General features: G+C 64.8%; 24 protein-coding genes. 14 read left to right on the top strand and 10 right to left on the bottom strand.

Annotation, left to right across the window (positions count from 1 at the left end):
• Positions 1-70 precede the first annotated feature (70 nt).
• From ctrA to recG, 3 genes are all read left to right on the top strand, one after another.
• Positions 71-778: a response regulator transcription factor CtrA gene (gene ctrA, locus GSH16_RS10570; protein ID WP_160854785.1), complete on the top strand. Its 708-nt coding sequence runs from the start codon at positions 71-73 to the stop codon at positions 776-778.
• Positions 779-865: 87 nt separating this feature from the next.
• Positions 866-3,043, top strand: a complete 2,178-nt coding sequence (ligA, locus tag GSH16_RS10565) for an NAD-dependent DNA ligase LigA (RefSeq protein WP_160854783.1) — start codon at positions 866-868, stop codon at positions 3,041-3,043.
• Positions 3,044-3,075: 32 nt separating this feature from the next.
• Positions 3,076-5,169 (top strand): ATP-dependent DNA helicase RecG, encoded by a 2,094-nt coding sequence (gene recG, locus GSH16_RS10560; RefSeq protein ID WP_160854781.1) that lies wholly within the window; start codon positions 3,076-3,078, stop codon positions 5,167-5,169.
• A 452-nt stretch (positions 5,170-5,621) separates the two neighbouring features.
• Here recG and GSH16_RS10555 read toward each other — a convergent pair whose 3' ends face one another.
• Positions 5,622-6,077 carry an iron-sulfur cluster assembly scaffold protein gene (locus tag GSH16_RS10555; RefSeq protein WP_160854779.1) on the bottom strand — a complete coding sequence of 152 codons (456 nt, stop codon included), beginning with the start codon at positions 6,075-6,077 and terminating at the stop codon, positions 5,622-5,624.
• Between the two features lie 85 nt (positions 6,078-6,162).
• Here GSH16_RS10555 and hisI point away from each other — a divergent pair, with 85 nt between their 5' ends.
• Entirely contained in the window at positions 6,163-6,525 is a 363-nt protein-coding gene (hisI, locus tag GSH16_RS10550) for a phosphoribosyl-AMP cyclohydrolase (protein ID WP_160854777.1), read from the top strand.
• Here the strand turns inward: hisI and gluQRS are convergent.
• The 3 genes from gluQRS to gyrA all read right to left on the bottom strand — a co-directional run bounded on the left by gluQRS (position 6,522) and on the right by gyrA (position 11,594).
• Positions 6,522-7,406, bottom strand: coding sequence for a tRNA glutamyl-Q(34) synthetase GluQRS (gene gluQRS / locus GSH16_RS10545; RefSeq protein WP_160854775.1), 885 nt, complete (start codon positions 7,404-7,406; stop codon positions 6,522-6,524). The genes hisI and gluQRS overlap by 4 nt on opposite strands.
• Positions 7,391-8,743: a methylenetetrahydrofolate--tRNA-(uracil(54)-C(5))-methyltransferase (FADH(2)-oxidizing) TrmFO gene (trmFO, locus tag GSH16_RS10540; protein ID WP_160854773.1), complete on the bottom strand. Its 1,353-nt coding sequence runs from the start codon at positions 8,741-8,743 to the stop codon at positions 7,391-7,393. Before trmFO ends, gluQRS begins: the two co-directional genes overlap by 16 nt.
• 85 nt (positions 8,744-8,828) lie before the next feature.
• Positions 8,829-11,594, bottom strand: coding sequence for a DNA gyrase subunit A (gyrA, locus tag GSH16_RS10535; protein WP_328803211.1), 2,766 nt, complete (start codon positions 11,592-11,594; stop codon positions 8,829-8,831).
• A 276-nt stretch (positions 11,595-11,870) separates the two neighbouring features.
• Between gyrA and GSH16_RS10530 the strand changes: the two genes are divergently transcribed.
• Complete coding sequence (locus GSH16_RS10530) at positions 11,871-12,137, top strand: usg protein (protein ID WP_160854771.1); 267 nt, start codon at positions 11,871-11,873, stop codon at positions 12,135-12,137.
• A 62-nt stretch (positions 12,138-12,199) separates the two neighbouring features.
• Here GSH16_RS10530 and ssb read toward each other — a convergent pair whose 3' ends face one another.
• The gene (gene ssb, locus GSH16_RS10525; protein ID WP_160854769.1) at positions 12,200-12,706 is read right to left on the bottom strand and encodes a single-stranded DNA-binding protein; all 507 of its coding nucleotides are present in this window, start codon (positions 12,704-12,706) and stop codon (positions 12,200-12,202) included.
• A 170-nt stretch (positions 12,707-12,876) separates the two neighbouring features.
• Here ssb and GSH16_RS10520 point away from each other — a divergent pair, with 170 nt between their 5' ends.
• The 3 genes from GSH16_RS10520 to GSH16_RS10510 all read left to right on the top strand — a co-directional run bounded on the left by GSH16_RS10520 (position 12,877) and on the right by GSH16_RS10510 (position 16,964).
• Positions 12,877-13,452, top strand: a complete 576-nt coding sequence (locus GSH16_RS10520; protein ID WP_160854767.1) for a lytic transglycosylase domain-containing protein — start codon at positions 12,877-12,879, stop codon at positions 13,450-13,452.
• A gap of 99 nt (positions 13,453-13,551) precedes the next feature.
• Positions 13,552-16,410 carry an excinuclease ABC subunit UvrA gene (uvrA, locus tag GSH16_RS10515; RefSeq protein ID WP_160854765.1) on the top strand — a complete coding sequence of 953 codons (2,859 nt, stop codon included), beginning with the start codon at positions 13,552-13,554 and terminating at the stop codon, positions 16,408-16,410.
• On the top strand, positions 16,407-16,964 hold the full coding sequence (locus GSH16_RS10510) for a DUF1993 family protein (protein ID WP_160854763.1): 558 nt from the start codon (positions 16,407-16,409) through the stop codon (positions 16,962-16,964). Before uvrA ends, GSH16_RS10510 begins: the two co-directional genes overlap by 4 nt.
• A gap of 325 nt (positions 16,965-17,289) precedes the next feature.
• On the opposite strand, the gene GSH16_RS10505 is transcribed toward GSH16_RS10510, so the two are convergent.
• From GSH16_RS10505 to GSH16_RS10485, 5 genes are all read right to left on the bottom strand, one after another.
• Positions 17,290-17,622, bottom strand: coding sequence for an RcnB family protein (locus GSH16_RS10505; protein WP_160854761.1), 333 nt, complete (start codon positions 17,620-17,622; stop codon positions 17,290-17,292).
• 103 nt (positions 17,623-17,725) lie between these two features.
• Positions 17,726-18,598, bottom strand: coding sequence for a 3-hydroxyisobutyrate dehydrogenase (mmsB, locus tag GSH16_RS10500; protein WP_160854759.1), 873 nt, complete (start codon positions 18,596-18,598; stop codon positions 17,726-17,728).
• Positions 18,599-18,611: 13 nt separating this feature from the next.
• Positions 18,612-19,637 carry an enoyl-CoA hydratase/isomerase family protein gene (locus GSH16_RS10495; protein WP_160854757.1) on the bottom strand — a complete coding sequence of 342 codons (1,026 nt, stop codon included), beginning with the start codon at positions 19,635-19,637 and terminating at the stop codon, positions 18,612-18,614.
• A 3-nt stretch (positions 19,638-19,640) separates the two neighbouring features.
• Positions 19,641-20,792, bottom strand: a complete 1,152-nt coding sequence (locus GSH16_RS10490) for an acyl-CoA dehydrogenase family protein (RefSeq protein ID WP_160854755.1) — start codon at positions 20,790-20,792, stop codon at positions 19,641-19,643.
• Between the two features lie 73 nt (positions 20,793-20,865).
• On the bottom strand, positions 20,866-22,365 hold the full coding sequence (locus GSH16_RS10485) for a CoA-acylating methylmalonate-semialdehyde dehydrogenase (protein WP_160854753.1): 1,500 nt from the start codon (positions 22,363-22,365) through the stop codon (positions 20,866-20,868).
• A 192-nt stretch (positions 22,366-22,557) separates the two neighbouring features.
• Here GSH16_RS10485 and GSH16_RS10480 point away from each other — a divergent pair, with 192 nt between their 5' ends.
• The 6 genes from GSH16_RS10480 (at position 22,558) to GSH16_RS10455 (ending at position 26,845) form a co-directional block, all read left to right on the top strand.
• Positions 22,558-23,448: a LysR family transcriptional regulator gene (locus GSH16_RS10480; RefSeq protein WP_160855198.1), complete on the top strand. Its 891-nt coding sequence runs from the start codon at positions 22,558-22,560 to the stop codon at positions 23,446-23,448.
• Between the two features lie 48 nt (positions 23,449-23,496).
• Positions 23,497-23,931 (top strand): CBS domain-containing protein, encoded by a 435-nt coding sequence (locus tag GSH16_RS10475; protein WP_160854751.1) that lies wholly within the window; start codon positions 23,497-23,499, stop codon positions 23,929-23,931.
• Between the two features lie 123 nt (positions 23,932-24,054).
• Complete coding sequence (gene coaD, locus GSH16_RS10470) at positions 24,055-24,552, top strand: pantetheine-phosphate adenylyltransferase (protein ID WP_160854749.1); 498 nt, start codon at positions 24,055-24,057, stop codon at positions 24,550-24,552.
• Positions 24,553-24,618: 66 nt separating this feature from the next.
• Positions 24,619-25,134: a peptidylprolyl isomerase gene (locus tag GSH16_RS10465; protein WP_160854747.1), complete on the top strand. Its 516-nt coding sequence runs from the start codon at positions 24,619-24,621 to the stop codon at positions 25,132-25,134.
• Positions 25,131-25,721 (top strand): peptidylprolyl isomerase, encoded by a 591-nt coding sequence (locus GSH16_RS10460; protein ID WP_160854745.1) that lies wholly within the window; start codon positions 25,131-25,133, stop codon positions 25,719-25,721. Before GSH16_RS10465 ends, GSH16_RS10460 begins: the two co-directional genes overlap by 4 nt.
• Positions 25,722-25,864: 143 nt before the next feature.
• Positions 25,865-26,845: a DUF3179 domain-containing protein gene (locus GSH16_RS10455; protein ID WP_160854743.1), complete on the top strand. Its 981-nt coding sequence runs from the start codon at positions 25,865-25,867 to the stop codon at positions 26,843-26,845.

Raw genomic sequence — 26,845 nt, 5'->3', positions numbered from 1 at the left:
CAATTTTAAGGCATGATTAACCGTTAACGGGTTAACCATTTTGACCCCGAACAGTTAACGGAGTCCCGGCATGCGTGTTCTGCTCATCGAAGACGATCCCTCCATGGCCCGCAGTGTTGAGCTGATGCTGCGCAAGTCCGCACTGAATGTCTACGCGACCGATCAGGGGGAGGAAGGGGTCGATCTGGCGAAGATCTATGACTATGACATCATCCTTCTCGACCTGAACCTGCCGGACATGAGCGGACACGAGGTTCTGCGCCAGCTGCGCATGTCGAAGGTGGATACGCCGGTGCTGATCCTGTCGGGCTCGGACGATAGTGACAGCAAGATGAAAGGGTTCGGATCGGGCGCGGATGATTATCTGACCAAGCCCTTCAACCTCGACGAACTGGTGGCGCGCATCCATGCGATCGTGCGGCGTTCCAAGGGTCACGCCCATTCGATCATCGAAACCGGTCCGATCCGCGTCAATCTCGATGCGAAAACCGTGGATGTCGGCGGGGAGCCGGTGCATCTGACCGGCAAGGAATACCAGATGCTGGAACTGCTGTCCCTGCGCAAGGGCACGACGCTCACCAAGGAAATGTTTCTCAACCATCTCTATGGCGGAATGGATGAACCGGAACTGAAGATCATCGATGTGTTCATCTGCAAGCTGCGCAAGAAACTCGCCATGGCCACCGGCGGGTCGAACTATATCGAAACGGTCTGGGGGCGCGGCTATGTGCTGCGCGATCCGGCACCGGCAGCTGATATCGCCCAGATCGCGTCCTGACGCGGGCCACCCGCCGCGTCTATCCCCGCTGGACCTGACGGCCCGCGCCGCATATCCCTGTTGTCTCGGGAAGGGGAGGCCAGGGACATGGGTGACACGCCGCAGGCAGATGACCTGAAGGATCTTTCGGTGGAGGAGGCCCGCGCCCGGATCGAGGCGCTGCGTGCCGACGTGGCGCAGGCCAATCTCGACTATCATCAGGCCGACGCGCCGACCCTGTCGGACGCTGATTACGATGCAAAAAAACGCGCACTTCTGGCGCTGGAAGCCGCGTTCCCCGAACTAGACAGCCCCGACAGTCCGAGCCGTGCCGTGGGCGCGCCGGCCGCCGAAGGATTCACCAAACGCCGCCATGCGCAACGGATGCTGTCGCTCGGAAATGCATTCGATGATGCGGATGTGGACGAGTTCGTGGCCGCGATCCGGCGGTTTCTGAGCCTTTCGGATGATGCGCCGCTGGCCTTCACGGCAGAGCCGAAGATCGACGGCCTGTCCCTGTCGCTGCGCTACGAGGGCGGCGCGCTTGTTTCCGCCGTGACCCGCGGAGATGGCGAGGTCGGGGAGGATGTGACAGCCAATGCGCGCACCATCAACGACATCCCGCAAGCGCTGGAGGGTGCACCGGAGGTGCTTGAGGTCCGCGGCGAAGTCTATATGTCGCGCAGCGATTTCGCGGCGCTCAACGCCCGGCAGGAGGCTGCTGGCCAGAAACAATTTGCCAACCCACGCAATGCCGCCGCCGGTTCGCTGCGCCAGCTTGACGCATCGGTGACGGTCGAGCGGCCGCTCAGCTTCTTCGCCTATGCCTGGGGGGAAGTGTCCAACATGCCGGCCACCACGCAATGGACCATGCTGGAGGCGTTCCGCACCTTCGGGTTTCAGGTCAACGACCTGACAGCACGGGTCGAGGATGTGGCCGGTCTTCTGGAGGTTTACGCCCGGATCGAGGGCCAGCGCGCGACGCTCGACTATGATATCGACGGGGTCGTCTACAAGGTGGACGCGCTTGCCTACCAGTCCCGGCTCGGCCTGCGCTCCACCACGCCGCGATGGGCCATCGCGCACAAGTTTCCCGCCGAACTGGCGACCACGCGGCTGGAGGCGATCGAGATTCAGGTCGGCCGGACCGGGGCCCTGTCTCCGGTCGCGCGGCTCGCGCCGGTGACGGTCGGCGGCGTGGTCGTGTCGAACGCGACGCTCCACAACGAGGATTACATAGCGGGTCGCGACAGCAAGGGTGCGCCGATCCGCGACGGGCGCGACATTCGCGTCGGCGACTGGGTGACGGTTTACCGCGCGGGCGATGTGATCCCGAAGATCAAGGATGTCGACCTGTCGCGCCGGCCGGAAGACGCGGAACCCTACCGCTTCCCCGACACCTGCCCCGAATGCGGATCGAAGGCCGTTCGCGAGCCCGGTGACGCGGTCCGCCGCTGCATGGGCGGTCTCATCTGCCCGGCGCAGGCGGTTGAAAAACTGAAACATTTCGTGGCGCGCGCGGCCTTCGACATTGAAGGTTTGGGCGCGAAACAGGTCGAACAGTTCTACAAGGATGGCTGGATCAGGGAGCCGGCCGATATCTTCTCGCTGGAGGACCGGTTCGGTCCGGGCAACCTCCAGCAGCTGAAGAATGTCGAAGGCTGGGGCGAGAAGTCGGCCAGCAACCTGTTTGCCGCGATTGCCGAGAAGCGGACCATCCCGTTCCACAGGTTTCTCTTCGGGCTCGGCATCCGCCATCTGGGCGAGGTTGCAGCCAAGGATCTGGCACGCGCCTTCGGCAGTTGGGACCAGCTTGCCGGAACCGCCGACCGGGCGGCTGCCGAGCCGGCTGCGGCGACAACGGAGCTGAACCGGCAGTTGCTCGCGGACAGTCCCGGATGGGCGGAGTTCCTGAACATCGACGGGGTGGGGGAGACGCTGACCCGCTCGCTCGTCACCACGCTGGCGCAGGCGCATGAGCGCGCGTCGATCGACCGGCTCGTGGCCGCGCTCGACACAATCGAGCCGCCCGAGGCGCAATCAAGCGACAGTCCGGTCGCGGGCAAGACGGTGGTCTTCACCGGCACGCTGGAACAGATGAGCCGCGCCGAAGCCAAGGCCCGGGCCGAGGCGCTCGGCGCCAAGGTGGCGGGCTCGGTCTCGGGCAAGACGGATATTCTGGTGGCCGGCCCCGGAGCCGGATCGAAGCTGAAAAAGGCGTCCGATCTGGGTGTCGAGGTGCTGAGCGAGGAGGCGTGGCTGGCGCTGATCGCGGATGGCGCTTGATCGCAGGGCGGCGCTGGGGTTGAACTGAGCCCATGTCCAAAGGCCGTCCCGAAATCCTCTTTCCGCTCTTCGGCGATCTGACCGGCCTGCCGGGCATCGGCGAGAAATCCGCCGCCGCCCTCGAAGGGCTGCATGTGACCCGGCCGGTGGACCTGCTCTTTACCCTGCCGGGGCAGGGGATCGACCGGCGGCTTCTCGGCGGCATCTCGGAGGTCGTGCCGCCCGCCGTGGCCACGCTCAAGGTCACTGTCCTGTCCCACAAGGCGCCTTCGGCCCGCGGCCGCCCGACCCGCGTGATGGTCGATGATGGCGAGACCAGTTTCCCGCTCGTCTTTTTTCATGCCCGCGGGGACTGGCTGCAGCGGCAACTGCCGGTGGGCGCCGAACGGATCGTATCCGGCAAGGTGGAGGCCTTTGACCATCAGGTCCAGATGATCCACCCGGACTATATGTTCCCGCCCGAGGAGGCCGCCGATCTGCCGCGGTTCGAGCCGATCTATCCGCTCGCTGCCGGCCTGAGCCAGAAGCAGATGCGAAAGGCGGTCGGCGGGGCGCTGGATCGGGTGCCTGAGACGCAGGAATGGGCCGATCCGAGCATCGTCGCGCGCGAGGGCTGGCCTGCGTGGGCGGAGGCCGTGCGTGCCGCCCATCATCCCGACCGTCTGGCGGACCTGTCGGCAGACGCACCGGCGCGGCAGCGTCTGGCCTATGACGAGTTTCTCGCCCACCAGCTGACGCTCGCGATTGCGCGCACCAAGATCCGCCGCGCCAAGGGCCGCCCGTCTGTCGGGTCGGGCATCCTGTCGGATCGCGTGCTGAAAAGCCTGCCCTACAGTCCGACCGGCGCGCAGACCCGCGCGCTGGAGGAGATCCGCGCCGACATGGCGGGGCCTGCGCGGATGAACCGGCTCTTGCAGGGCGATGTAGGGTCGGGAAAGACGCTGGTTGCGATGCTCGCAATGCTCACGGCCGTGGAGGCCGGCGGGCAGGCCGCGATGATGGCGCCGACGGAAATCCTTGCCCGCCAGCATCTCGAAGCCCTGACCCCGCTGGCCGCGGCGGCAGGCATCGGGATCGAGGTTCTGACCGGGCGCGACAGCGGCGCGGTACGTGGCCGGAAACTGGCCGCATTGGCAGACGGGTCGGCGCAGATCGTGCTCGGCACCCATGCGCTTTTCCAGGACGATGTGCGCTTCGCGGACCTGCGCCTTGCCATCATCGACGAACAGCACCGGTTCGGCGTGCGTCAGCGCATGGATCTCGGTGCGAAGGGCGTCGCGCCCGATGTGCTGGTGATGACGGCGACGCCGATCCCGCGCTCGCTCACGCTGGCGCAATTCGGCGACATGGACATTTCCGTGCTCGACGAGAAACCGCCCGGCCGCAAACCGGTGGACACGGCGCTTGTCAATGCCGCCCGGCTTGACGAGGTGATCGACCGGCTGGCACGGGCGCTCGATGCCGGGCAGCGGGCCTACTGGGTCTGTCCGCTCGTCGCAGAGAGCGAGACGCTGGAGAAAACCGCAGCCGAGGAGCGGTTCCGTATGTTGCGCGCGCGGCTGGGCGAGGGGCGCGTGGCGCTTGTCCACGGCCAGATGAAGCCCGCGGACAAGGATGCCGCGATGGCAGATTTCGTCGATGGCCGGGCGCAGCTTCTGGTGGCAACCACCGTGATCGAGGTGGGCGTCAACGTGCCGGAGGCGACGATCATGGTCATCGAAGACGCGCAGGGGTTCGGACTGGCGCAGCTGCACCAGTTGCGCGGCCGAGTCGGGCGCGGGGCGGAGAAATCGACCTGCCTGCTTCTCTATGATGAGCCTTTGTCGGACACAGCGCGGGCCCGCCTGTCAATCATGCGCGAAACCGAGGACGGGTTCCGGATCGCCGAGGAAGACTTGCGCCTGCGGGGTGCGGGCGATGTGCTCGGCGTGGCCCAGTCCGGTCTGCCGCGTTTCCGTGTGGCGGATATGGAAGCCCAGCCCGGCCTGATGGAAATGGCGCGCGACGATGCGCGGCTCCTGCTCAGCCGCGATCCGGACCTGACCGGCCCGCGCGGGCAGGCGGCGCGGGTGCTCCTCTACCTGCTCGACAAGGACCGTTCGATCGCGCTCCTGTCCGTGGGCTAGGGCGTTCCGGCACATTCGTTCCCGTATGTTCCAATAATGTTCTCATAAAGTTCTTGCATCCGAATCGATTATGGAACATAAGAGGAACAGGTTAAGAGTGACGGAGAACAACCATGACCCGCTTTCGCAAGATGACCGACCCGCAGGGTGCCGCCTTCCTCGAGGATATGATCGGCCTGTCTGCCCTGGTGATCGTCGTGCTGGCCGGTTTGTCTCTGCCCGGATTGCTCTGACCGCGATCTTGCCTGCGGACTGTCTTCGGCCTGCCTTGGGTTTCGGACCTGCCTGTCCCGACCCGCCTTACCGGCTTCGCCAGCCAATGCCGATCCGGCCCCGCCTCAACCCGGGCCCGATCTGACCGAGACGGAACGCCAACTCAGACCGCGCTTCGGGGGGAGCGCGGTCTTTTTCTTTTTCAGTGTATTTTTTGGGGCGTGGTCGCGCTGGTTGCGTCAGGCGTGAGCGTCAGCCAATGCGGCATCGAAGGCCGCCAGTGTCGCGTCAAGGCTGAGCAGGATTGACGCATGCCTGTTCTTGTAGTCGCGCGCCGGGATCAGCACTTCATACCCGTCGAACGGGGCGGCGGGCACCGGCCCGTCGTCCTTCAGCATGGCCCGCAATTCGTCCCGGGCTTGCGCAATCGCGTCGCGATCCTGCCCGATGACGGATCGGCCGAGGATCGAGGCCGAGGCCTGACCCAATGCGCAGGCTTTCACATCCTGCGCGAATGTCTCGATGTGCCCGTCCGGATCGAGCGTCAGCGCGGCGGACACGGTGGAACCGCAGAGCGGTGAACGTTTGCGGGCTTCGCCGTCAGGTGCGGTGATCGGTTCGGTCAGCGGGATGCTGGCCGCCAGTTCCAGAATGCGCGCCGAATAAAGTTTGATGAGATCGCTTTCGCCACCCATGGGACAGCCTTTGCTTTTGTCCGGTTTCCCAATAGATAGGGCCAAAGCGCGCCGAGGAAAAGGGACCGGCGCACGGAGGAGAGGCATGGCAGAATTCGACCCCGCAACGCTCACCTATAATGAGGCCGGCCTGATCCCCGCCATCGCGCAGGACCATGCCAATGGCGAGGTGCTGATGATGGCGTGGATGAACGCCGAGAGCATCGCGCGCACGCTGGATGGCGGCATCGTCACCTACTGGTCGCGCTCCCGACAGAGCTTCTGGCGCAAAGGAGACACGTCGGGCCATGTGCAGCGGCTGGTGGAGTTCCGGATCGACTGCGACCGGGATTGCCTGCTGCTGATCGTGGACCAGACCGGTGCGGCCTGCCATACGCATCGCCGCAGCTGTTTCTACACATTGGTCGAGGATGGGGCGGAACGGATCACCGCCGATCCGATCGACTAGAGCCCGACCATGGCGCGGACCTCGGCGGGCGTATGTCCCGCGTCGCGGTAGAGCCGGATCGCGCGGGCATCGTCCCGCTTTGCCAACCGTTTGCCCGCCGCATCGCGGATCAGCCGATGGTGGCGGTAGACCGGCGTCGGCAGCTCGAGAAGCGCCTGCAGGACGACATGGATTGCCGTCGCCTCGAACAGATCGCGCCCGCGCGTAACATGGGTTACGCCCTGCGCGGCATCATCGACCACCACGGCCAGATGGTAGGAAGTGCCCCAGCCGCGCCGCGCGATCACGATGTCGCCGCAGTTTGATACGCGCCACGCCGCGTCCAGATCGATTCTTCCGGTCTGCCCGCCCGGTCCTGCATCCAATTCGGTGAAGGCGGGCAGGGTGCCCAATCGGGCGACCGCGGCACCCATGTCGAGCCGCAATGCGGCCGTGTCCGGCAGGGCATCGAGATCCGCGGCGCTGCGTGGACGGGACGCCGAGGACCGGCAGGTGCCGGGATAGACCTGCCCGTCGGGACCCAGACGGGGAACGCCTTCCTGCGGCGCGTCAAGCGCTGCGGCGATGTCCCGCCGCGAACAGGTGCAGGCATAGATCAATCCCATCCCCGCCAACCGGGCGAGGGCGGATTGGTAGGCTGGCAGCCTGTCGCTCTGCCGCAGAACCGGTCCGTTCCAGCTGAGGCCGAGCCAGCGCAGATCGGTCTCGATCAAACCGGCCCATTCAGGCCGAGACCGGCTCCGGTCGATATCCTCCAGCCGCAGAAGGAACCGCCCGCCTGCCGCGCGCGCCGCATCATGGGCGAGACAGGCAGAATAGGCATGTCCCAGATGCAGCGGCCCGGTGGGCGAGGGGGCAAACCGTTCTACGTGGCCAGCCATGCCCCGAAATCCGCCTTTGCGCGATCGGTATAGGCCTTGTAGCGCTCCGCCCGTTTGCGGCGGCCGCCACGGACGCCCTCGACAGGCGGGAAGAGGCCGAAATTGACATTCATCGGCTGGAAGGTCTTGGCGTCCGCACCGCCGGTGATGTGGGTCACGAGCGCGCCCATCGCCGTGGTCGGCGGCGGCGGCGGCAGGTCGCGGCCGAGCCGGGCGGCTGCGGCCATGCGCCCGGCAAGCAGACCCATCGCGGCACTTTCCACATAGCCTTCCACGCCGCTGATCTGTCCGGCAAAGCGCAAGCGCGGATCGGACTGCAGGCGGAGCCGGTCGTCGAGCAGGCGCGGGCTGTTGAGGAACGTGTTGCGGTGGATGCCGCCCAGACGGGCAAATTCCGCATCCTCCAGCCCCGGGATCATCCGGAACACCTCTTTCTGCGCGCCGTATTTCATCTTGGTCTGGAAGCCGACAATGTTGAAGAGCGTGCCGAGCGCATTGTCGCGCCGCAACTGCACGATCGCGTGCGCCTTCACGTCCGGTGCATGCGGGTTGGTCAGCCCGACGGGCTTCATCGGCCCGAAGCGCAGGGTTTCGCGCCCGCGTGCGGCCATCACCTCGATCGGCAGGCACCCGTCGAAATAGGGCGTGTTCTCTTCCCAGTCCTTGAACTCGGTCTTGTCGGCGGCCAGCAGCGCGTCGATGAACGCCTCATACTGGTCGCGGTCCATCGGGCAGTTGAGGTAGGCCTTGCGCTCTTCCTCCGTCTCGCCCTTGTCATAGCGCGACTGGAACCAGGCTTTCGACATGTCCACGCTGTCGGCATAGACGATGGGGGCGATCGCGTCGAAGAAGGCGAGCGAACCTTCACCCGTCCGCGCGGCGACAGCCTCGGCCAGCGCGGTGGAGGTGAGCGGGCCGGTCGCGACGATCACATTGTCCCATTCTTCAGGGGGCAGGCCGGCGACCTCGCCGCGCTCAAGCGTGACGAGCGGGTGGGACAGGAGCGTCTCGGTCACATCCTGGCTGAACGCGTCGCGGTCAACGGCGAGCGCACCGCCCGCCGGCAGTGCATGTTTGTCCCCCTTGGCCATGATCAACCCGTCGGCCGCGCGCATTTCCCAATGCAGAAGGCCGACCGCGTTCTGACTGTCATCGTCGGACCGGAAACTGTTGGAACAGACCAGTTCCGCCAGCCCGTCGGTCTGGTGGGCAAAGGTTTTCACCGTCGGGCGCATCTCGTGAAGGATGACGGGCACGCCCATGTTGGCCGCCTGCCAGGCCGCTTCCGACCCGGCCATGCCGCCGCCGATGATGTGAATGGGATCTATCTTGCTCATGGCGCCCATGTAGGCCAGCGCGGGCCGAAAGGAAAGGGCCGCCCGAGGGGCGGCCCGATCAAATTGTGCAGCAGGGCAGCGTGTGTCAGTCGTCGCCGCCGGGCAGGTCGTCGGGCGTCTCCAGCCCCTCGGCATCGCCCTGATCGGCAATCCAGGCCACCGAGACGACCTCCTCGCCCTTGGCCGTGTCGAAGACCTTGACGCCGCCGGCACCGCGCGAACGGAAGGAGATCCCGTCGACCGGGCAGCGGATGGCCTGTCCGGTCGAGGTGACGAGCATGATCTGGTCGTCGGTCTCCACCGGGAAACAGGCGACGAGTGGCCCGCCGCGTTGCGCGCGGTCCATTGCGGCTACGCCCTGACCGCCGCGTCCACGCACCGGATAGTCGTGGCTCGACGAGGTCTTGCCGGCCCCGCCGGAGGTGATCGTCAGGATCAGGTCCTCGGCCGCGGACATTTCCGCATAGCGTTCCGGCGAAATGGTGCCCGGCTGCGCCTCTTCGTCGGCTTCGGCCTCGGCCTCGTCGTCCAGACCGGCGACCGCACGGCGCATCTTCAGATAGGCGGCGCGTTCTTCCGGCGTGGCGACGAAGTGGCGGATGACGGCCATCGAGACGACCTCGTCCCCCTCGGCCAGACGGATGCCGCGAACGCCAACGGATGCGCGCGAGTTGAAGACGCGCACGTCGGTCGACGGGAAGCGGATCGCGCGGCCGTTGCGGGTCACCAGCATCACATCGTCATTTTCCGAACAGATGCGCGCGTTGATGAGCCGCGTCTCCGCATGGTCATCCTCGAACTTCATCGCGATCTTGCCGTTGCGCATGACGTTGGTGAAGTCCGACAACCGGTTGCGGCGCACCGTGCCCGCCGACGTTGCGAAGACGATCTGCAGGTCGCCCCAATCCTTTTCGTCTACATCGACGGGCATGATCGCCGCGATGGAGACGCCGGCCGGGATCGGCAGGATGTTGACGATGGCCTTGCCCTTGGCGGTGCGGCCGCCCTGCGGCAGGCGCCAGGTCTTCAGCTTGTAGACCATCCCGTCCGTGGTGAAGAACAGAAGCTGGGTGTGGGTGTTGGCCACGAAGAGCGTGGTGACCACATCCTCTTCCTTGGTGGCCATCCCCGACAGACCCTTGCCGCCCCGGCGCTGAGACCGGAAATCGGCCAGCGGCGTGCGCTTGATGTAGCCGCCGGAGGTCACGGTGACGACCATGTCCTCCTTCTCGATCAGGTCCTCGTCCTCCATGTCGCCGGACCATTCGACAATGTCGGTCCGGCGGGGCACGGCGAATTTCTCCCGCACCTCGGCCAGTTCGGCCGAGATGATGGCCATGATCCGCTCGCGCGAGCGCAGGATGTCGAGATAGTCGGCAATCTTGCCGGCCAGTTCCTGCAACTCGTCCGTCACTTCCTTGACGCCCATCGCGGTCAGGCGCTGGAGCCGCAGGTCGAGGATGGCGCGGGCCTGTGTCTCGGACAGGTTGTAGCTCCCGTCCTCGTTCATCGTGTGGCTCGGATCGTCGATCAGCTTGATATATTCGGCAATGTCCGCCGCCGGCCAGCGGCGGGTCATGAGCTTCTCCCGCGCCTCTGCCGGATCGGCGGAGGCGCGGATCGTGGCCACGACCTCATCGACATTGGACACGGCGACCGCCAGACCGCAGAGCACATGGCTGCGCTCGCGCGCCTTGCGCAGATCGAAGGCCGTGCGCCGCGCGACCACTTCCTCGCGGAAGGCGATGAAGCTCGTCAGGAACTTGCGCAGGTCGAGCTGTTCGGGCCGGCCGCCATTGAGCGCCAGCATGTTGCAGCCAAACGAGGTCTGCAGGGGCGTGAAACGGTACAGCTGGTTCAGCACGACCTCTGCGGTTGCATCGCGCCGCAATTCGATCACGACGCGGACGCCGAACCGGTCGCTTTCGTCCTGCACATGGGCAATGCCCTCGATCTTCTTGTCGCGGGCCAGTTCCGCGATCTTCTCGATCATGGTCGCCTTGTTCACCTGATAAGGGATCTCGGTGACGACGATCGCGTAGCGGTCCTTGCGGATCTCCTCCACCGTGGACCGGGCCCGGATGATGACCGAGCCGCGTCCCTCGGTGTAGGCTTTCCGCGCGCCCGACCGCCCCAGGATGATCCCTCCGGTGGGGAAATCGGGGGCAGGGATGTAGTCCATCAACTGGGTGCTGTCGAGATCGGGCTGTTCGATGAGCGCCTGCGTGGCGTCGATCACCTCGCCCAGATTGTGCGGCGGAATGTTCGTGGCCATGCCGACCGCGATCCCGCCCGCACCGTTGACGAGCATGTTGGGGAAGCGCGCCGGCAGGACGACAGGCTCCTGGTCCTTGCCGTCGTAATTGTCCTGGAAATCGACCGTTTCCTTCTCGATATCCGCCAGAAGCGCGTCGGCCGGCTTGTCCATCCGGACTTCCGTGTAGCGCATGGCGGCCGGCGCATCGCCGTCCATCGAGCCGAAATTGCCCTGACCGTCGAGCAGCGGCAGGGACATGGAGAAATCCTGCGCCATACGCACCAGCGCGTCATAGATCGCGCTGTCGCCATGGGGGTGGTATTTACCCATCACATCACCGACCGGACGGGCCGATTTGCGGTAGGATTTGTCCGCCGTGTTTCCGGTCTCGTGCATCGCATAGAGGATGCGCCGGTGCACCGGCTTCAGCCCGTCGCGCAGATCGGGGATCGCACGGCTGACGATCACGCTCATCGCATAGTCGAGATAGGAGCTTTTCATCTCCTCCTCGATCGTGATGCTCGGTCCGGAATGGGCGGGGCGCTCGGGCGGTGTGCCGTCCGCGCCCTCGGGCGTTTCGATATCGTCGCTCACGGGATCGCTGACCTGCTCGAAGTTACAAAATATTGTGGGTCAGTTTATAGGACAGAACCATATAGGTCTGCAATCGGGCTTTGCCCGGCGGTTGCGGGGCGGATTCGGGCCGTCGGCGGGCTTTTGTCGGGCCATCGGGGGCACCGGTGCTTGTTATCAGCCGTGAAGGGTGAGTGATAACATGCTGAAATCATTGTGAATGGTTCGGAAAACCTTGCCTGATCACGGACTTGGCTGCAGACTTTTCCCGTCAACCTCGGAGAAGGGAGAGCAGCAATGAGCAAAGACACTGAAATGATGCTGAACGGTTACGGGCTGACGACGGCGGAATATCTATACCGGATGCCCGACGCGCGGTCGCTCCTCCAGACCTTTACATGGCAGCATTACGATCTGGCGCCGGAGTTTCCGGAGCTGAAGAAATTCATCGCCTTCTGGCAGGAAAAACTCGACGGACCGCTGGAACGGGTGCGCTTCGTGCACCGCCGCCTGATCGCGCCCGGCGAATGGCGCAAGGTGGATGGGGAAATCCTGATCCAGTAGGGGCCACGAAAAAGGGCGGCCTGCGCCGCCCTTCCGCAATCATTTGGTCTGCCGCAGCCGTCTCAGAACGGGATTTCGTCGTCGAAACCGCCGCCGCCACCGCCGCCTTGATTGCCGCCCTGGCTTCCGCCCTGCGACCCGCCGCCATAGCCACCGCCCTGGCCGCCGCCGAAATCACTGCCGCCACCGTAGCTTCCGCCACCGCCGCCACCTTCGCCGCGACCGTCGAGCATGGTCAGTTCCGAGCGATAGGGGCGCAGCACAACCTCGGTCGAATAGCGGTCCTGACCGCTCTGGTCCTGCCATTTGCGGGTTTCCAGCTGGCCTTCGATATAGACTTTCGAGCCCTTGCGCAGATACTGCTCAGCCACTTTCGCCAGCGGCTCGGAGAAGATCGCGACGCTGTGCCACTGGGTGCGTTCCTGCCGCTCGCCCGTATTGCGATCGCGCCATGTTTCCGAGGTGGCGATGCGCAGGTTGCACACCCGCCCGCCATTCTGGAACGTCCGCACCTCCGGGTCGGCTCCGAGGTTCCCGATCAGGATCACCTTGTTCACGCTGCCGGCCATCTTTTTCTCCTTGCGTCCGAATCCGTTTGCCGGACGTTAACCTTCCCGGCGCGTGCGCACCAGTAGGGCCGTCACAGGTTTCCCACCGGTTAAAATTGCCAGCGCCGTTCCCTTTGGCTACATTGGCCGGACTGTCGCGATGTATATGTGGCCACCAGGGTGTTTCTATCATGCGATTTCAGCCTGCTTTCTGGATCAGTCTCGGCCTGTCGCTGGCGCTTGCCGGCGGGGTTCAGGCACAAAGTTTTTCGACCAAGGCCAACGGGGCGCGGGGCCTGTCCAAAATCCATTCCAAGCTGCTCGACGGCAAACTCGCCCGCCAGTATGGCCGCCCGTCCGCCTTTTCCGACGACACGGCCGACAAGTTCGCCCGCAATTTCGATACCGGGCCCTACAGGGATGCGGCCCGGGCCGCCGCGCAGAAGCACGGGATCCCCGAAGACCTGTTCGTGCGGCTGGTGAAACAGGAATCGGGCTTCAACCCGACCGCCGTGTCGCACAAGGGCGCAATCGGGCTGGCGCAGCTCATGCCGATGACGGCGCGCGCGCTTGGTGTCGACCCGCATGACCCGAACGAGAATCTCGAAGGCGGCGCCCGCTACCTGCGCACCCAGTTCCTGCGGTTCCGGGACTGGAAGCTGGCGCTGGCGGCCTACAATGCCGGTCCCGAGGCAGTGGAAAAATACGGCGGCATTCCGCCCTATGCGGAAACCAAGAACTATGTCGCGTCGATCATGGCCAAATAATCGGGCTTGTGATCGAGTATTCACCTTTTGTTCTAATCCCGCGTCTGGTAAGTTCGCCCTGCTGCACTTACATCGCCCGAAGGAACGGGGACGAGGGTCATGGCCGAACTGAAATCGATCGAAATCCGCGGCGCGCGGGAACATAATCTCAAGTCCGTGGACGTGGACATTCCGCGCGACCAGCTCGTGGTCATCACGGGGCTGAGCGGGTCGGGCAAAAGTTCACTCGCCTTTGACACGATCTATGCAGAAGGGCAGCGCCGCTATGTCGAGTCGCTCTCGGCCTATGCCCGCCAGTTCCTCGACATGATGCAGAAGCCGGATGTGGACCATATTTCCGGCCTGAGCCCCGCCATTTCCATCGAACAGAAGACCACGTCGCGCAACCCGCGCTCGACCGTCGGCACGGTCACGGAAATCTACGACTATGTGCGGCTTCTCTTTGCCCGTGTTGGCACGCCCTATTCGCCGGCGACCGGCCTGCCGATCGAGGCGCAGCAAGTGTCCGACATGGTCGACCGGATCATGGCGATGGAGGAGGGGACGCGGGCCTACCTGCTCGCGCCCATCGTGCGCGACCGGAAGGGCGAGTATCGCAAGGAGTTCCAGGAGCTCAAGAAGCAGGGCTTCCAGCGGGTCAAGGTCGACGGGGCGTTCCACGACCTCGACACGCCGCCGGAACTCGACAAGAAGTTCCGCCACAATATCGACGTGGTGGTCGACCGTCTGGTGGTGAAGGACGGGCTGGAGACGCGGCTGGCCGACAGTTTGCGCACCGCGCTCGATCTGGCCGACGGGATCGCGATACTGGAGACCGCCCCGAAGGAGGGCGATCCCGACCGCATCACATTCTCGGAAAATTTCGCCTGTCCGGTGTCCGGTTTCACCATCCCCGAGATCGAACCACGGCTTTTCTCCTTCAACGCGCCGTTTGGCGCCTGTCCGGATTGTGACGGTCTGGGGGTCGAGCTTTTCTTCGACGACCGGCTCGTGGTGCCCGATGAGAGCATCTCGCTCATCGACGGGGCGCTGGCGCCATGGGCGCGGGGCAAGTCGCCCTATTTCCGCCAGACGATCGAGGCAATCGCCCGGCACTATGATTTCGACAAGACCACCCCGTGGCGCGACCTGCCGGAAAAGGTGCACGAGGTCATGCTCTACGGCTCGGGCAAGGAAGAGATCCAGTTCCGCTATGACGAGGGCGGTCGGGTCTACGAGGTCAAGCGCGTCTTCGAGGGTGTCATCCCCAACATGGAGCGCCGCTACCGCGAGACGGACAGCAACTGGGTGCGCGAGGAGTTCGAGCGCTACCAGAACAACCGCGCCTGCAAGAGCTGTGGCGGCTACCGTCTGCGGCCCGAGGCGCTGGCGGTGAAGATCGACGGTCGGCATGCCGGCCAGGTCGTGGAAATGTCGATCAAGGACGCGGCCGACTGGGTGGGCCGCGTGCCCTCCACGCTCAGCGACCAGAAGAATGAAATTGCCCGTGCCATTCTGAAGGAAATCGGCGAACGGCTCGGTTTTCTTGTGAATGTCGGGCTCGACTATCTGACGCTCAGCCGCAATTCCGGCACGCTGTCGGGCGGTGAAAGCCAGCGGATCAGGCTGGCGAGCCAGATCGGGTCGGGATTGACGGGTGTGCTCTATGTGCTCGACGAACCGTCCATCGGTCTGCACCAGCGCGACAATGACCGCCTGCTGGTCACGCTGAAGAACCTGCGCGATCAGGGCAACACGGTGATCGTGGTCGAACATGACGAGGAAGCGATCCGCGAGGCCGACCATGTGATCGACATCGGTCCGGGCGCTGGCGTCCATGGCGGACAGATCATCGCCGAAGGGACGCCGGCGGATATTGCCGCCTGCGCCGACTCCGTGACCGGCCAGTACCTGACCGGCGAACGCGCCGTCGCGGTGCCTGCCGAGCGCCGTCCGGGCAATGGCAAGCTGGTGACGGTCGAAGGCGCGACGGGCAACAACCTGAAGGATGTGACGGCGAGCTTTCCGCTCGGCACGTTCACCTGCGTGACCGGTGTGTCGGGCGGCGGCAAGTCGACGCTCACCATCGAAACCCTGTTCAAGACGGCCTCGATGCGGCTCAACGGAGCGCGGCAGACACCGGCGCCCTGTTCGGCGATCAAGGGGCTGGAGCATCTCGACAAGGTGATCGATATCGACCAGTCGCCCATCGGGCGCACGCCGCGCTCGAACCCGGCCACTTATACCGGCGCCTTCACTCCGATCCGCGACTGGTTTGCGGGCCTGCCGGAAGCCAAGGCGCGCGGCTACAAGCCGGGCCGGTTCAGTTTCAACGTCAAGGGCGGCCGGTGCGAGGCCTGTCAGGGGGACGGGGTCATCAAGATCGAGATGCATTTCCTGCCCGATGTCTATGTGACCTGCGAAAGCTGCGGCGGGAAACGCTACAACCGCGAGACGCTGGAAGTGCTCTACAAGGGCAAGAGCATCGCCGATGTGCTCGACATGACGGTCGAGGATGCGGAGGAATTCTTCAAGGCCGTGCCTTCGATCCGGGACAAGATGACCACGCTGATGCGGGTGGGCCTCGGCTATATCAAGGTCGGCCAGCAGGCGACGACCCTGTCGGGCGGGGAGGCGCAGCGCGTCAAACTGTCGAAGGAACTGGCGAAACGGTCCACCGGGCGCACGCTCTACATTCTCGACGAACCGACGACGGGTCTGCATTTCGAGGATGTGCGCAAACTGCTCGAAGTGCTGCATGAACTGGTGGAGCAGGGCAACACGGTCGTGGTGATCGAGCATAATCTCGATGTCATCAAGACGGCCGACCACCTGATCGACATCGGCCCCGAAGGCGGCGATGGCGGCGGAACGATTGTCGCCGCCGGCACGCCGGAGGAGGTCGCAGGCGTCGCCGCGAGCCATACCGGGCGCTACCTGCGCGACATGCTGGGGGCGGACCGGGTCGCGGCTGAATGAATGGTGCGGGCACGGATGCAGGGCAGGGGGATGTGTCGCTCCATGCGCTGAGCGTGCCCGTGATCCTGCACTATCTCGACCGGATGGATGCGCTTCTGGCGGGGCTTGCCCCGTCGGAACTCTGCCTGCTCGACCGGCGGCTGGCGCCGGACGGGTTTCAGGCCCACGGCCATTTCGCCTGCGCGCAGGGATATGCGTTGCGGGCGGTGTTCCCGGTGGCGGGGCGTCCCGTTCCGGACCTGCCCGAGCCGTCAGACACGCGCGTGGCCTTGCGCGCGCGAAGTGCCGCCGCCCGTGCGCATCTGGCGGGCATCACGCCCGGGATGATGGCGGATGGCGCCGCGCACCGCGTCCGCCACGAGGCCGGTTTCGCAACGCTGGAACAGGATGCGACGGACTATCTGACGCTCTATGCGCTGCCCAACTTCATCTTCCACCTCAGCCAGGGCTTTGCGATCCTGCGCGCGCAGGGATTGCCTGTTGGCAAGGCGGATTTCGACGGATTTCACAGCTATCCGGCGGGATTTTCCTGGGTGAAAGATGGCGAAAACTGAGTCTTTTTCGCAGCACATTCCCCAATAAGGCCCCGAGCCTGCCCGATTTCCGTCACAGAGATTACGATGATGGACCTATGTTCAGTTGAGTGCCCCCACGGAGACAAAACATGGCCTGGAACCTTCTTTTCGTTGCTTTTTGTGCATGTGCCGTATTCCTCGGTGTCCATAAGGAAGACATCAAGGATGGCAATTATCCCGCGCCGCTGTCCTACATCATGTGAGCCGGCGGATCGCCGGTCAGCTTAGGCGGGCCGGTATAGCAAAAAAACGGCGCCCCGATCGGGGCGCCTTTTTTAATGTCCGGGTCGTCTGGGCAGTGCGATCAGCGCAACAGCTTGCCGGTCAGGTTGATGATTTCCAGAACGGTGCGCGTGTCTTCTGCGACCCGCAGAAGGTCATCGTCGAGCCGGATGTAGATCTCGCCCGGCGCCGGACGGCGCACCCCGTAACGGTCATAGTCGCGGATCCGCTCGTAGCGTGTGTCTGCGGGCAGCGGGCGGCCGACACCGTAGAGTTTCTTGGCCTGTCCCGGCGGAACGCAGGGCACGGCTTTCTTGGCCAGTCCCGGCGGGCAGCCTTTCGGGGCGGCAGTGGCAGGTGCGGCCATGGCCATTGTCAGGGCCAGACCCGACAGGGCGAGTATGGATCGCATCATCTTTATCTCCTTTGTCGCGGCGCCCGTGACGGGCAGCGGTCAGGGGGATAACTATCCGATGGCCGTCAGGGTTCCCAGACCCGGCACCGCCCGTCGGCAGCATTCAGCCGCGACCGCGCGCCTCGAACCGCGGAAGCATGGCGCTGAAGTCGCGCCCCAGCCCGTCTTCATCCTCGACAAAGAGCCTGTAGAGCGCCGCCGCAGCGGTGCCCATGGGCGTGTCCGCGTCCACCGTTTCCGCCGCAACCTGCGCCAGTCGCAGGTCCTTCAGCATCAACTCGGCGGCAAATCCGGGCGTGTAGTCATTGTCCGCCGGGCTTTTCGGCCCGACGCCCGGTGCCGGGCAATAGGCATTCATCGTCCAGGAATAGCCCGAGGAGGTGGACACGACATCGAACATCTTCTGCCGGTCGAGCCCGAGCTTGTCGGCGAGCGCGAACGCCTCGCAGGTGGCGATCATCGTCACGCCAAGGATCATGTTGTTGCAGATTTTCGCGGCCTGCCCGTTGCCCGCCGGCCCGCAATGCACCGCCTTCTGCCCCATGATGTCGAAGAGCGGCTCTGCAGCTGCAAATGCCGCTTCGCTGCCGCCCGCCATGAAGGTGAGGGTCCCGGCCTCCGCCCCGCCGATGCCGCCCGACACGGGCGCGTCAACGGCCAGAAGACCCGCGGCCTCGGCCTGTGCGGCAGCGTGGCGCGCGCTGTCCACATCGACGGTGGAACAGTCGATGAAACAGGCTCCGGCCGTGCCGGCCGGCACGATCTGGTCATAGACCGCGCGCAGGATCTGCCCGTCGGGCAGCATGGTGATCACGGCCTCGGCCCCCTCAGCGGCCGCTGCGGCACTGTCAGCGGTGGCGACGCCTTCCACCGTGACACCGGCCACGTCGAAGCCGGTCACCTCATGTCCGGCCTTGGCAAGGTTGCGGGCCATGGGCGCGCCCATGTTGCCCAGTCCGATAAATCCGATGCGCATCGGGTCCTCCCAGTCAGAGCTTCAGTTCGTCCGCGCCGAGCGGGCGCAGCATGTGGGTCACGGCGGCAGGTGTCAGGTCGCCCAGCGTCGCGGGCGACCAATTTGGCCGGCCGTCCTTGTCGATGATCGCGGCGCGGATACCTTCGATGAAATCGCCCTCGGACGCGGAGCGCGACGTGAACCGGTATTCCTGCAGCAGCGCATAGTCGATCCGGTCGAGCGCGCGGGCGCGGTGCACCAGCTCGACCGTACAGGCGGCGGAGAGCGGGCATTGTGCGGCCAGCCGGTCGCGCACACCGTCGCCCCAACCATCATCGGGCAGGGCGCGGAGAATGTCCCAGATCGTCTCCCCTGCGAAACTTGCATCGATCCGCGCCTGATCGTCGGCGAGCGGACTGTCGGGCACGGGCCGTGCGGCGGCATCGATCCGGGTCCAGTCGCCGGTCTGCTCAAGTTCGGCCGTCAGTGCGGGCCAGTCCGCTTCGGGGATGTAATAGTCCGCAAACCCTGCGTGGATCGCGTCGCCGGCCCCCATCCGCTGGCCGGTGGTGCCGAGATATTCGCCCAGCCGCCCGGGTGCGCGGGCAAGGATCAATGTGCCGCCCACATCGGGGATCAGCCCAATGGCACATTCGGGCATGGCGATGCGGCTGGTATCGCCCACGATCCGGTGGCTGCCATGGCAGGAAATGCCGACACCGCCGCCCATGGTGAAGCCCTGCATCAGCGCAGCATAGGGTTTCGAGAAGTTGAAGATCTTGGCGTTCAGCCGGTATTCGTCGCGCCAGAAACGACGGCCAAACTCCCAGTTCTGCTTGCGCCCGGTCTCGTACATGGATTGCAGGTCGCCGCCCGCGCTGAAGGCGCGCGGCCCTTCGGCATCGACCAGCACCATCCGCACCCGGTCATCCGTGGCCCAAGCGTCGAGCGCCTCCTCGATCTGCAGGACCATGGGATGCGACAGGGCGTTGAGTGTCTCCGGCCGCTGCAAGGTGATGCGCCCGCAGGCGCCCTCGATCCGTGTGTGGATATCGCCCATGGATCAGCCCCGGTCGCGCTCGGCCAGAAGCGCGCGGGCGGTGATGAGCCGCATGATCTCGTTCGTGCCTTCGAGGATCTGGTGCACCCGCAGGTCGCGGACGATCTTTTCCACGCCATAGTCGGCCAGATAGCCGTAGCCGCCGAGCAGTTGCAGCGCGTCATTGGCGATGCGGAAGGACGTGTCGGTCACGAACCGTTTGGCCATGGCGCAGAATTTCGTTGCATCGGGCGCGGCAGTGTCGAGCTTCCACGCAGCCTGCCGAAGGAAGGTGCGTGCGGCCTGCAACTCTGTCTCCATGTCGGCCAGCCGGAACTGGAGCGCCTGGAACTGGTCGATGGTGCGGCCGAAAGCCTCGCGCTCGCCCGTGTAGCGCAGTGCGATGTCGAGCGCGGATTGCGCGCCGCCGAGGGCCGCCGCGGCGATGTTGAGCCGCCCACCGTCCAGCCCCTGCATCGCATAGGTGAAACCGCGCCCTTCCTCGCCGATCAGATTGTCTGCCGCCACCTCGCAGCCGTCGAACTGGACCTGCGCGGTCGGCTGGCTCTTCCAGCCCATCTTGCGCTCAGGCGCCCCGAAGCTGAGGCCCGGCGTACCGTCTTCCACGAGGATCGAGGAGATGCCCTTCGGGCCCTCAGCGCCGGTGCGCGCCATGACCAGATAAAGGTCGGAAAACCCGCCGCCGGAAATGAACGCCTTGGTGCCGGTCAGCCGGTAGCCCGCATTGGTGCGTTCGGCCCGTGTGCGCAGCGCTGCCGCGTCCGACCCTGATCCGGGTTCGGTCAGGCAGTAGGAGACGATCGCCTCCATCGCGACGAGTTTCGGCAGTATGCGCGCCTTCAATGCGTCGCTGCCGTTCTTCGCGATCATGTTCGCGCACATATTGTGGATCGAGATGAAAGCGGCCACGGACGGGCAGGCCATCGCCAGTGCCTCGAAGACCAGCGTGGCGTCGAGCCGGCTGAGTCCGGTGCCGCCATCCTCTTCGCTGACATACATCGCCGCGAACCCGAGTTCGGCGGCAGCTTGCAGCACATCCCGCGGAATACTGCCCTCCGTTTCCCAATCCGCAGCATAGGGCGCGATCCGGTCGGTGCCGAAATCGCGCGCCATGTCGAAGATCATCTGCTGTTCGTCGCTGAGTGCGAAATCCATCCGGTCCTCCCTCCGGCAGATCGGGTGGTCAGGGGCGGGCATGCCGCCCCCGGCCAGTTTTCACGCGTCTGCGTCAGTCCATCACGGGGATGGAGAAGGCCGCGCCTTCCTTGGTGCCGGACGGCCAGCGGGCGGTCACGGTCTTGGTGCGCGTGTAGAAACGGAACGCGTCCGGGCCGTGCTGGTTCAGGTCGCCGAAGGCCGATTTCTTCCAGCCGCCGAACGTGTGGTATGCGAGCGGCACCGGGATCGGCACGTTGACGCCGACCATCCCGATATTGATCCGGTTGGCGAAATCGCGCGCCGTGTCACCGTCACGGGTGAAGATCGCGGTGCCGTTGCCATATTCATGGTCCATCGCGTAACCGAGCGCTTCCTCATAGCTCTGCGCGCGCACGGTGGACAGGACGGGGCCGAAAATCTCGGTCTTGTAGATGTCCATGTCGGTGGTGACGCGATCGAAGAGGCAGGCGCCCACGAAGTTGCCGTTCTCGTAGCCCTGCATCTTGAAGTCGCGCCCGTCGACAACGAGCTTCGCACCCTGTTCGACACCGCTGTCGACAAGGCCGAGGATCTTCGTCTTGGCATCCGCCGTGACAACGGGGCCGAAATCGACATCGTCGCCGGCCGTGTAGGGCCCGATTTTCAACGCCTCGACCCGCGGCGCCAGTTTTTCGATCAGCCGGTCGGCGGTCTCGTCACCGACAGGCACGGCGACCGAGATCGCCATGCAGCGTTCGCCGGCAGCGCCATAGCCCGCGCCCACAAGCGCGTCGACGGCCTGGTCCATATCCGCATCGGGCATGATGATCATGTGGTTCTTCGCGCCGCCGAAACACTGCACGCGTTTCCCGTTCGCGCAGCCGCGCCCGTAGATATATTCGGCGATCGGCGTGGAGCCGACGAAGCCGACGGCGCCGATATCCTCGTTGTCGAGGATCGCGTCGACGCTTTCCTTGTCACCGTTGACGACCTGCAGAATGCCGTCGGGCAGACCGGCTTCCTGCATCAGTTCGGCCAGCATCAGCGGCACCGACGGGTCGCGCTCGGACGGCTTCAGGATGAAGGCGTTGCCGCAGACGATCGCGGGGCAGAATTTCCACATCGGGATCATGGCGGGGAAGTTGAAGGGCGTGATGCCCGCGGCCACGCCGATCGGCTGGCGCAGCGAATACATGTCGATGCCCGGGCCGGCGCTGTCGGTGAACTCGCCCTTCAGGAGATGCGGCGCGCCGATGCAGAATTCCGCGACTTCCAGACCGCGGATCACGTCGCCCTTGGCGTCGGGCAGGGTCTTGCCATGCTCGCGGCTGAGCGCCTCGGCAAGCTTGTCCATGTCGCGGTGCAGGAGTTCGACGAACTTCATCATCACGCGGGCGCGGCGCTGCGGGTTTACGCGGGCCCATGCCGGCTGCGCGGCTTTGGCAGAGGCCACGGCCGCATCCAGTTCCGCCTTGCTCGCCAGCGGCACCTTGGCCTGCACTTCGCCGGTGGCCGGATTGAACACATCGGCGAAACGGCCCGATGTGCCTTTGACATGTTTGCCGTCGATGAAATGGGTGAGTTCGGTCATTTCGGAATCCCTTTGGTCGGTGCACCCGCACAGCGGGTGCGGGTTTGGCGGCAATCTATAGCGATTGGCGGTCAAAGCGCAGCCAAAAAAGACCAAAGACGTTTTGCATTTTTGCAAGGTCTGACGCAGAAATGCGGTCAGGTATCGGAAAAAATCTGGAAGTGCGGAATGGCGGTCACCGGCAAGCCTCAGATGAAATGGGACGATCTGCGGGTCTTCCTTCAGGTCGCGCGGCAACAAAGGCTCCTGTCGGCCGCGCGGCAGCTTGCGCTCGATCCCGCCACGGTGGGGCGGCGGATCACGGCGCTGGAAACCGCACTCGGTGCCAAGCTGTTCGACCGGTCTCCGCAGGGCTACGCGCTGACCGAAGCCGGCAGCAACCTGCTGGCGCATGCCCAGTCGATGGAATCGCTCGCCGCGGCCGCGTCGGAGGAGGTCGGCGGCCATGCCGACCGCCTGTCCGGCCATGTGCGCATCGGTGCGCCGGACGGCGTGTCGAATTTCCTGCTCCCGCGGGTTTGCGCGGACCTGAACAGGGACAATCCCGACCTGTCGGTGCAGATCGTCGCGCTGCCGCGGATGTTCAGCCTGTCGAAGCGCGAAGCCGATCTGGCGATCACCCTGTCGCCGCCCTCGGCCGGGCGGGTGAAGATCCAGAAGATCGGCGGCTACCGCCTGCGGCTCTACGCAACGCGGGACTGGGCCGACAGCGTGCGCCCGCGCAGCCTGTCCGACCTGCGGTCCCAGCGCGGCATCGGCTATATCCCGGACATGATCTTCGACAAGGAGCTCGACTATTTTGCCTCGATCGGGCGCGACATGGCACCGGCGCTGGCCTCCAACAGCCTGATCGTGCAGCTCAACTGGGCGCTCGCGGGCGCAGGCTATTGCATCCTGCCCGATTTCGTCGCCGAAGGGTTCGACCGGCTGGTGCCGCTTCTGCGGGACGAGTTGAGCCTGTCGCGCAGCCTCTACCTGATCCGGCATCAGGATGATGCGCGGGTGGCGCGGATCTCCAAGACCGCGGCCCATCTGGTGACCGGGATGCGGGAGGATCTGGCCCGGCTCGCCCGCCTTGCTTGACGGAATCACCGCTTTGCGGCCAGTCTGTTAGGGTCAGAGGAGGGCGATATGATCGTTAGCCAAATACTTTCCGCCAAACCCGACCACGACATCCTGACCATCAGCCGCAAGGCCGCGCTGCACGACGCCGCCAAGATCCTGTCCGAGAAAAAGATCGGTGCGCTGATCGTGACCGAGGATGGAAAGAGCGTCGACGGCATCCTGTCGGAACGCGATATCGTGCGCGAGATCGGGAAACGCGGGCCGGATTGCCTTGACGATACGGTGGAGGCCGTGATGACCCCGTCGGTCATCGGGTGCCAGAAATCGGACAGTGTCCTGTCGGTTCTGGAAAAGATGACCAGCGGCCGGTTCCGCCACATGCCGGTGATCGACGGCGGCAAGATGATCGGCGTCATTTCCATCGGGGATGCGGTCAAGGCGCGGATTTCCGAGATAGAGATGGAAAACACCGCGCTCGCGGACATGATCGCGGGTCATTGACGGGGAAAGCGGCAACAGTCCGGCGCGCCGGTTGTCCCGAACGTTCGGCCTGGGCGCGACGGGCTTGACCTGACAGGCGCAATATTGTTGCGTGCGCCCGAACCGCGACAGGAGTGCCCCAAAATGCGCATCGGACTATATCCCGGCACCTTCGATCCCGTGACCAACGGGCACACGGACATTATCCGCCGGGCCTGTTCGCTCGTCGACCGGCTGGTGATCGGTGTGGCGATCAACCGGGACAAGGGGCCGCTCTTCTCGCTGGAGGAACGGGTGGCCATGATCGAGGCAGAATGCGCCGCCATCTCGCGCCAGAGCGGCGTGGAAATCGTGGCCCATCCGTTCGAGAACCTGCTCATCGATTGTGCGTCCGAGGTTGGCGCAAGTGTCATCATTCGCGGGCTTCGCGCCGTGTCGGACTTCGAATATGAATTCCAGATGGTCGGCATGAACCGCGCGCTCGACGACAGTATCGAGACGGTGTTCCTGATGGCGGACGCGCATCATCAGGCCATTGCCTCGCGGCTGGTGAAGGAAATCGCGCGGCTCGACGGGGACATTTCCTCTTTCGTGCCACCGGCGGTTGCCCGCGCAATGGCCGAAAAACTTCAAAAAACCTGATCCCGCCCTTTCGCTTGCTGGCCCCAGCGCCTAGGTTCTCGGCAAACGAACATTGCGGAGGCCATGATGGCGGACAACCAGGACAATTTGCTGATCATCGAACTGAAGGACGGACCGGTCCATGTCGAGCTTCTGCCCGACGTGGCGCCCAAACATGTCGAGCGGATCAAGCATCTGGCGAAGAACGGCGAATATGACAATGTCGCTTTCCATCGCGTGATCGAGGGTTTCATGGCTCAGACCGGCGATGTGGAGCATGGCGACATGGAAGAGGGGTTCAACCCCGCCCGCGCCGGCACCGGCGGCTCGGACCTGCCGGACCTGCCGGCCGAATTTTCCAAACTGCCGTTTGACCGTGGGGTCGTCGGCATGGCGCGCTCGCAGAACCCCAATTCGGGCAACAGCCAATTTTTCATCATGTTCGACGACGGCCATTTCCTGAACGGCCAGTATACCGTTTTCGGCCGTGTGACCTCCGGCATGGAACATGTGGACGCAATCAAGCGCGGCAATCAGGCGGCGAATGGCGCGGTCAGCGACCCCGACCGGATGATTACGGTCAAGCTCGCAGGTGACGCATGATCCGGCGCGGGTTTCTCGCACTGGCGGCAGCGGCCACGCTGCTCGGCGGGGCCGGGGCGGCACTTGCCCAGAATGCCGAGGATATCCTCGTCATCGAGGTGGCTGGTGAAGCCGAAGGCACGGTCGAGATCGAGCTTCTGCCCGATGTCGCGCCCGCCCATGTGGAGCGGATCAAGAAATTGGCGCGGTCCGGCGAATATGACGGGGTGGCCTTCCACCGCGTGATCGACGGGTTCATGGCCCAGACCGGCGATGTGGAATTCGGCCATGTCGGGGACTATGCCGGCAATCTGGCCGGACGCGGCGGTTCGGTACTGGCCGACCTGCCGGCGGAGTTTTCCGACATTGCCTATCAGAAGGGCACGGTCGGCATGGCCCGGTCGCAAAGCCCCAACTCGGCCAACAGCCAATTTTTCATCATGTTCGACGACGCGCCCTTCCTGAACGGCCAGTATACGGTGTTCGGCAAGGTGATCCGCGGCCAGTCGGTGATCGATGCGATCAAGCGCGGCGATCAGGCCAATAACGGCATGGTGACCGGCAAGCCGGACTATATGAAGAAAGTCTGGATCAAGAGCGACCTCTGATCCCGACCCACGATCTTTGATCGAAAGCGGCGTCCCGAACCCGGGGCGCCGCTTTTTTCATGCCGTCACATGGGCGTGACCGGCTCTGTTCAGATGCAAACTCTCCTGCCATCCTGAGTTGATCAACCTCAGGATGACCGAAAATGCGCCTTCTGCCGCTCTGCCTTGCCCTCGCTGCCGCCCTTGTCTGCCTGCCGCCGGATAGAGCCCGTGCCGAGGAGCCGCCCGCCTTCTGGACCAATGAATGGCCGAATACGGATTTCAGCCGCGCCTCCATTGCCTTTGCCGAAGTGATCTCCGGCGGGCCGCCGCGCGACGGCATTCCCGCGATCGACGACCCGGTGATGCTGCCGGTGGCCGAGGCCGACATTCCCGGCCGCGAACCGGTGATCGCGCTCGAACTGCCGGGGGAGGTGCCGCGCGCCTATCCGCTGCGTTACCTGACATGGCATGAGATCGTGAATGACCGGGCAGGCAGCGTGCCCGTGGCCGTGACCTTCTGCCCCTTGTGCAATTCGGCGATCACCTTCGACCGGCGGCTCGGCGATCAGGTGCTGACATTCGGTGTGTCGGGCAAGCTGCGCAATTCCGACATGATCATGTTCGACCGGGAGACCGAAAGCTGGTGGCAGCAATTTACCGGCACTGGAATTGTCGGGGCGCTCAACGGTGCGGAATTGACTGTCCTGCCAAGCTGGATGGAAAGCCTCGATGCGTTCCGTGATCGCAACAAGGAGGGCCTCGTGATGGCGCGGCCGAACGCCGTCCGACCATACGGGCGCAACCCCTATGCGGGATATGACGGGCTGAACCGGCCGTTCCTCTATTCCGGCGACCCGCCGCCGCACGGGATCGAGCCGCTGTCGCGCGTCGTCGTGGTGGGGGACCGCGCCTGGCCGCTGTCCCGCCTGGCGGGTGGCGCGACCATCGAGGAAGCCGGCCTGACGCTCAGCTGGGAAGGGGTGATGGCCTCGGCGCTCGATACGGCGCGAATCTCAGACGGGCGGGAAATATCATCGATCCGGGTGCGCGACAGAAACGGACAGGACGTGCCGCATGACACGTCCTTTGCCTTTGCGTTTCATGCGTTCCACCCCGATGGCACCTGGATGCTCGGGGAGTGA

Source organism: Oceanomicrobium pacificus (genome assembly GCF_009833495.1).
GTDB classification, from domain to species: domain Bacteria; phylum Pseudomonadota; class Alphaproteobacteria; order Rhodobacterales; family Rhodobacteraceae; genus Oceanomicrobium; species Oceanomicrobium pacificus.
The sequence above is the reverse complement of the archived record's forward strand: the minus strand, read 5'-3'. Positions and strand labels throughout refer to the sequence as shown.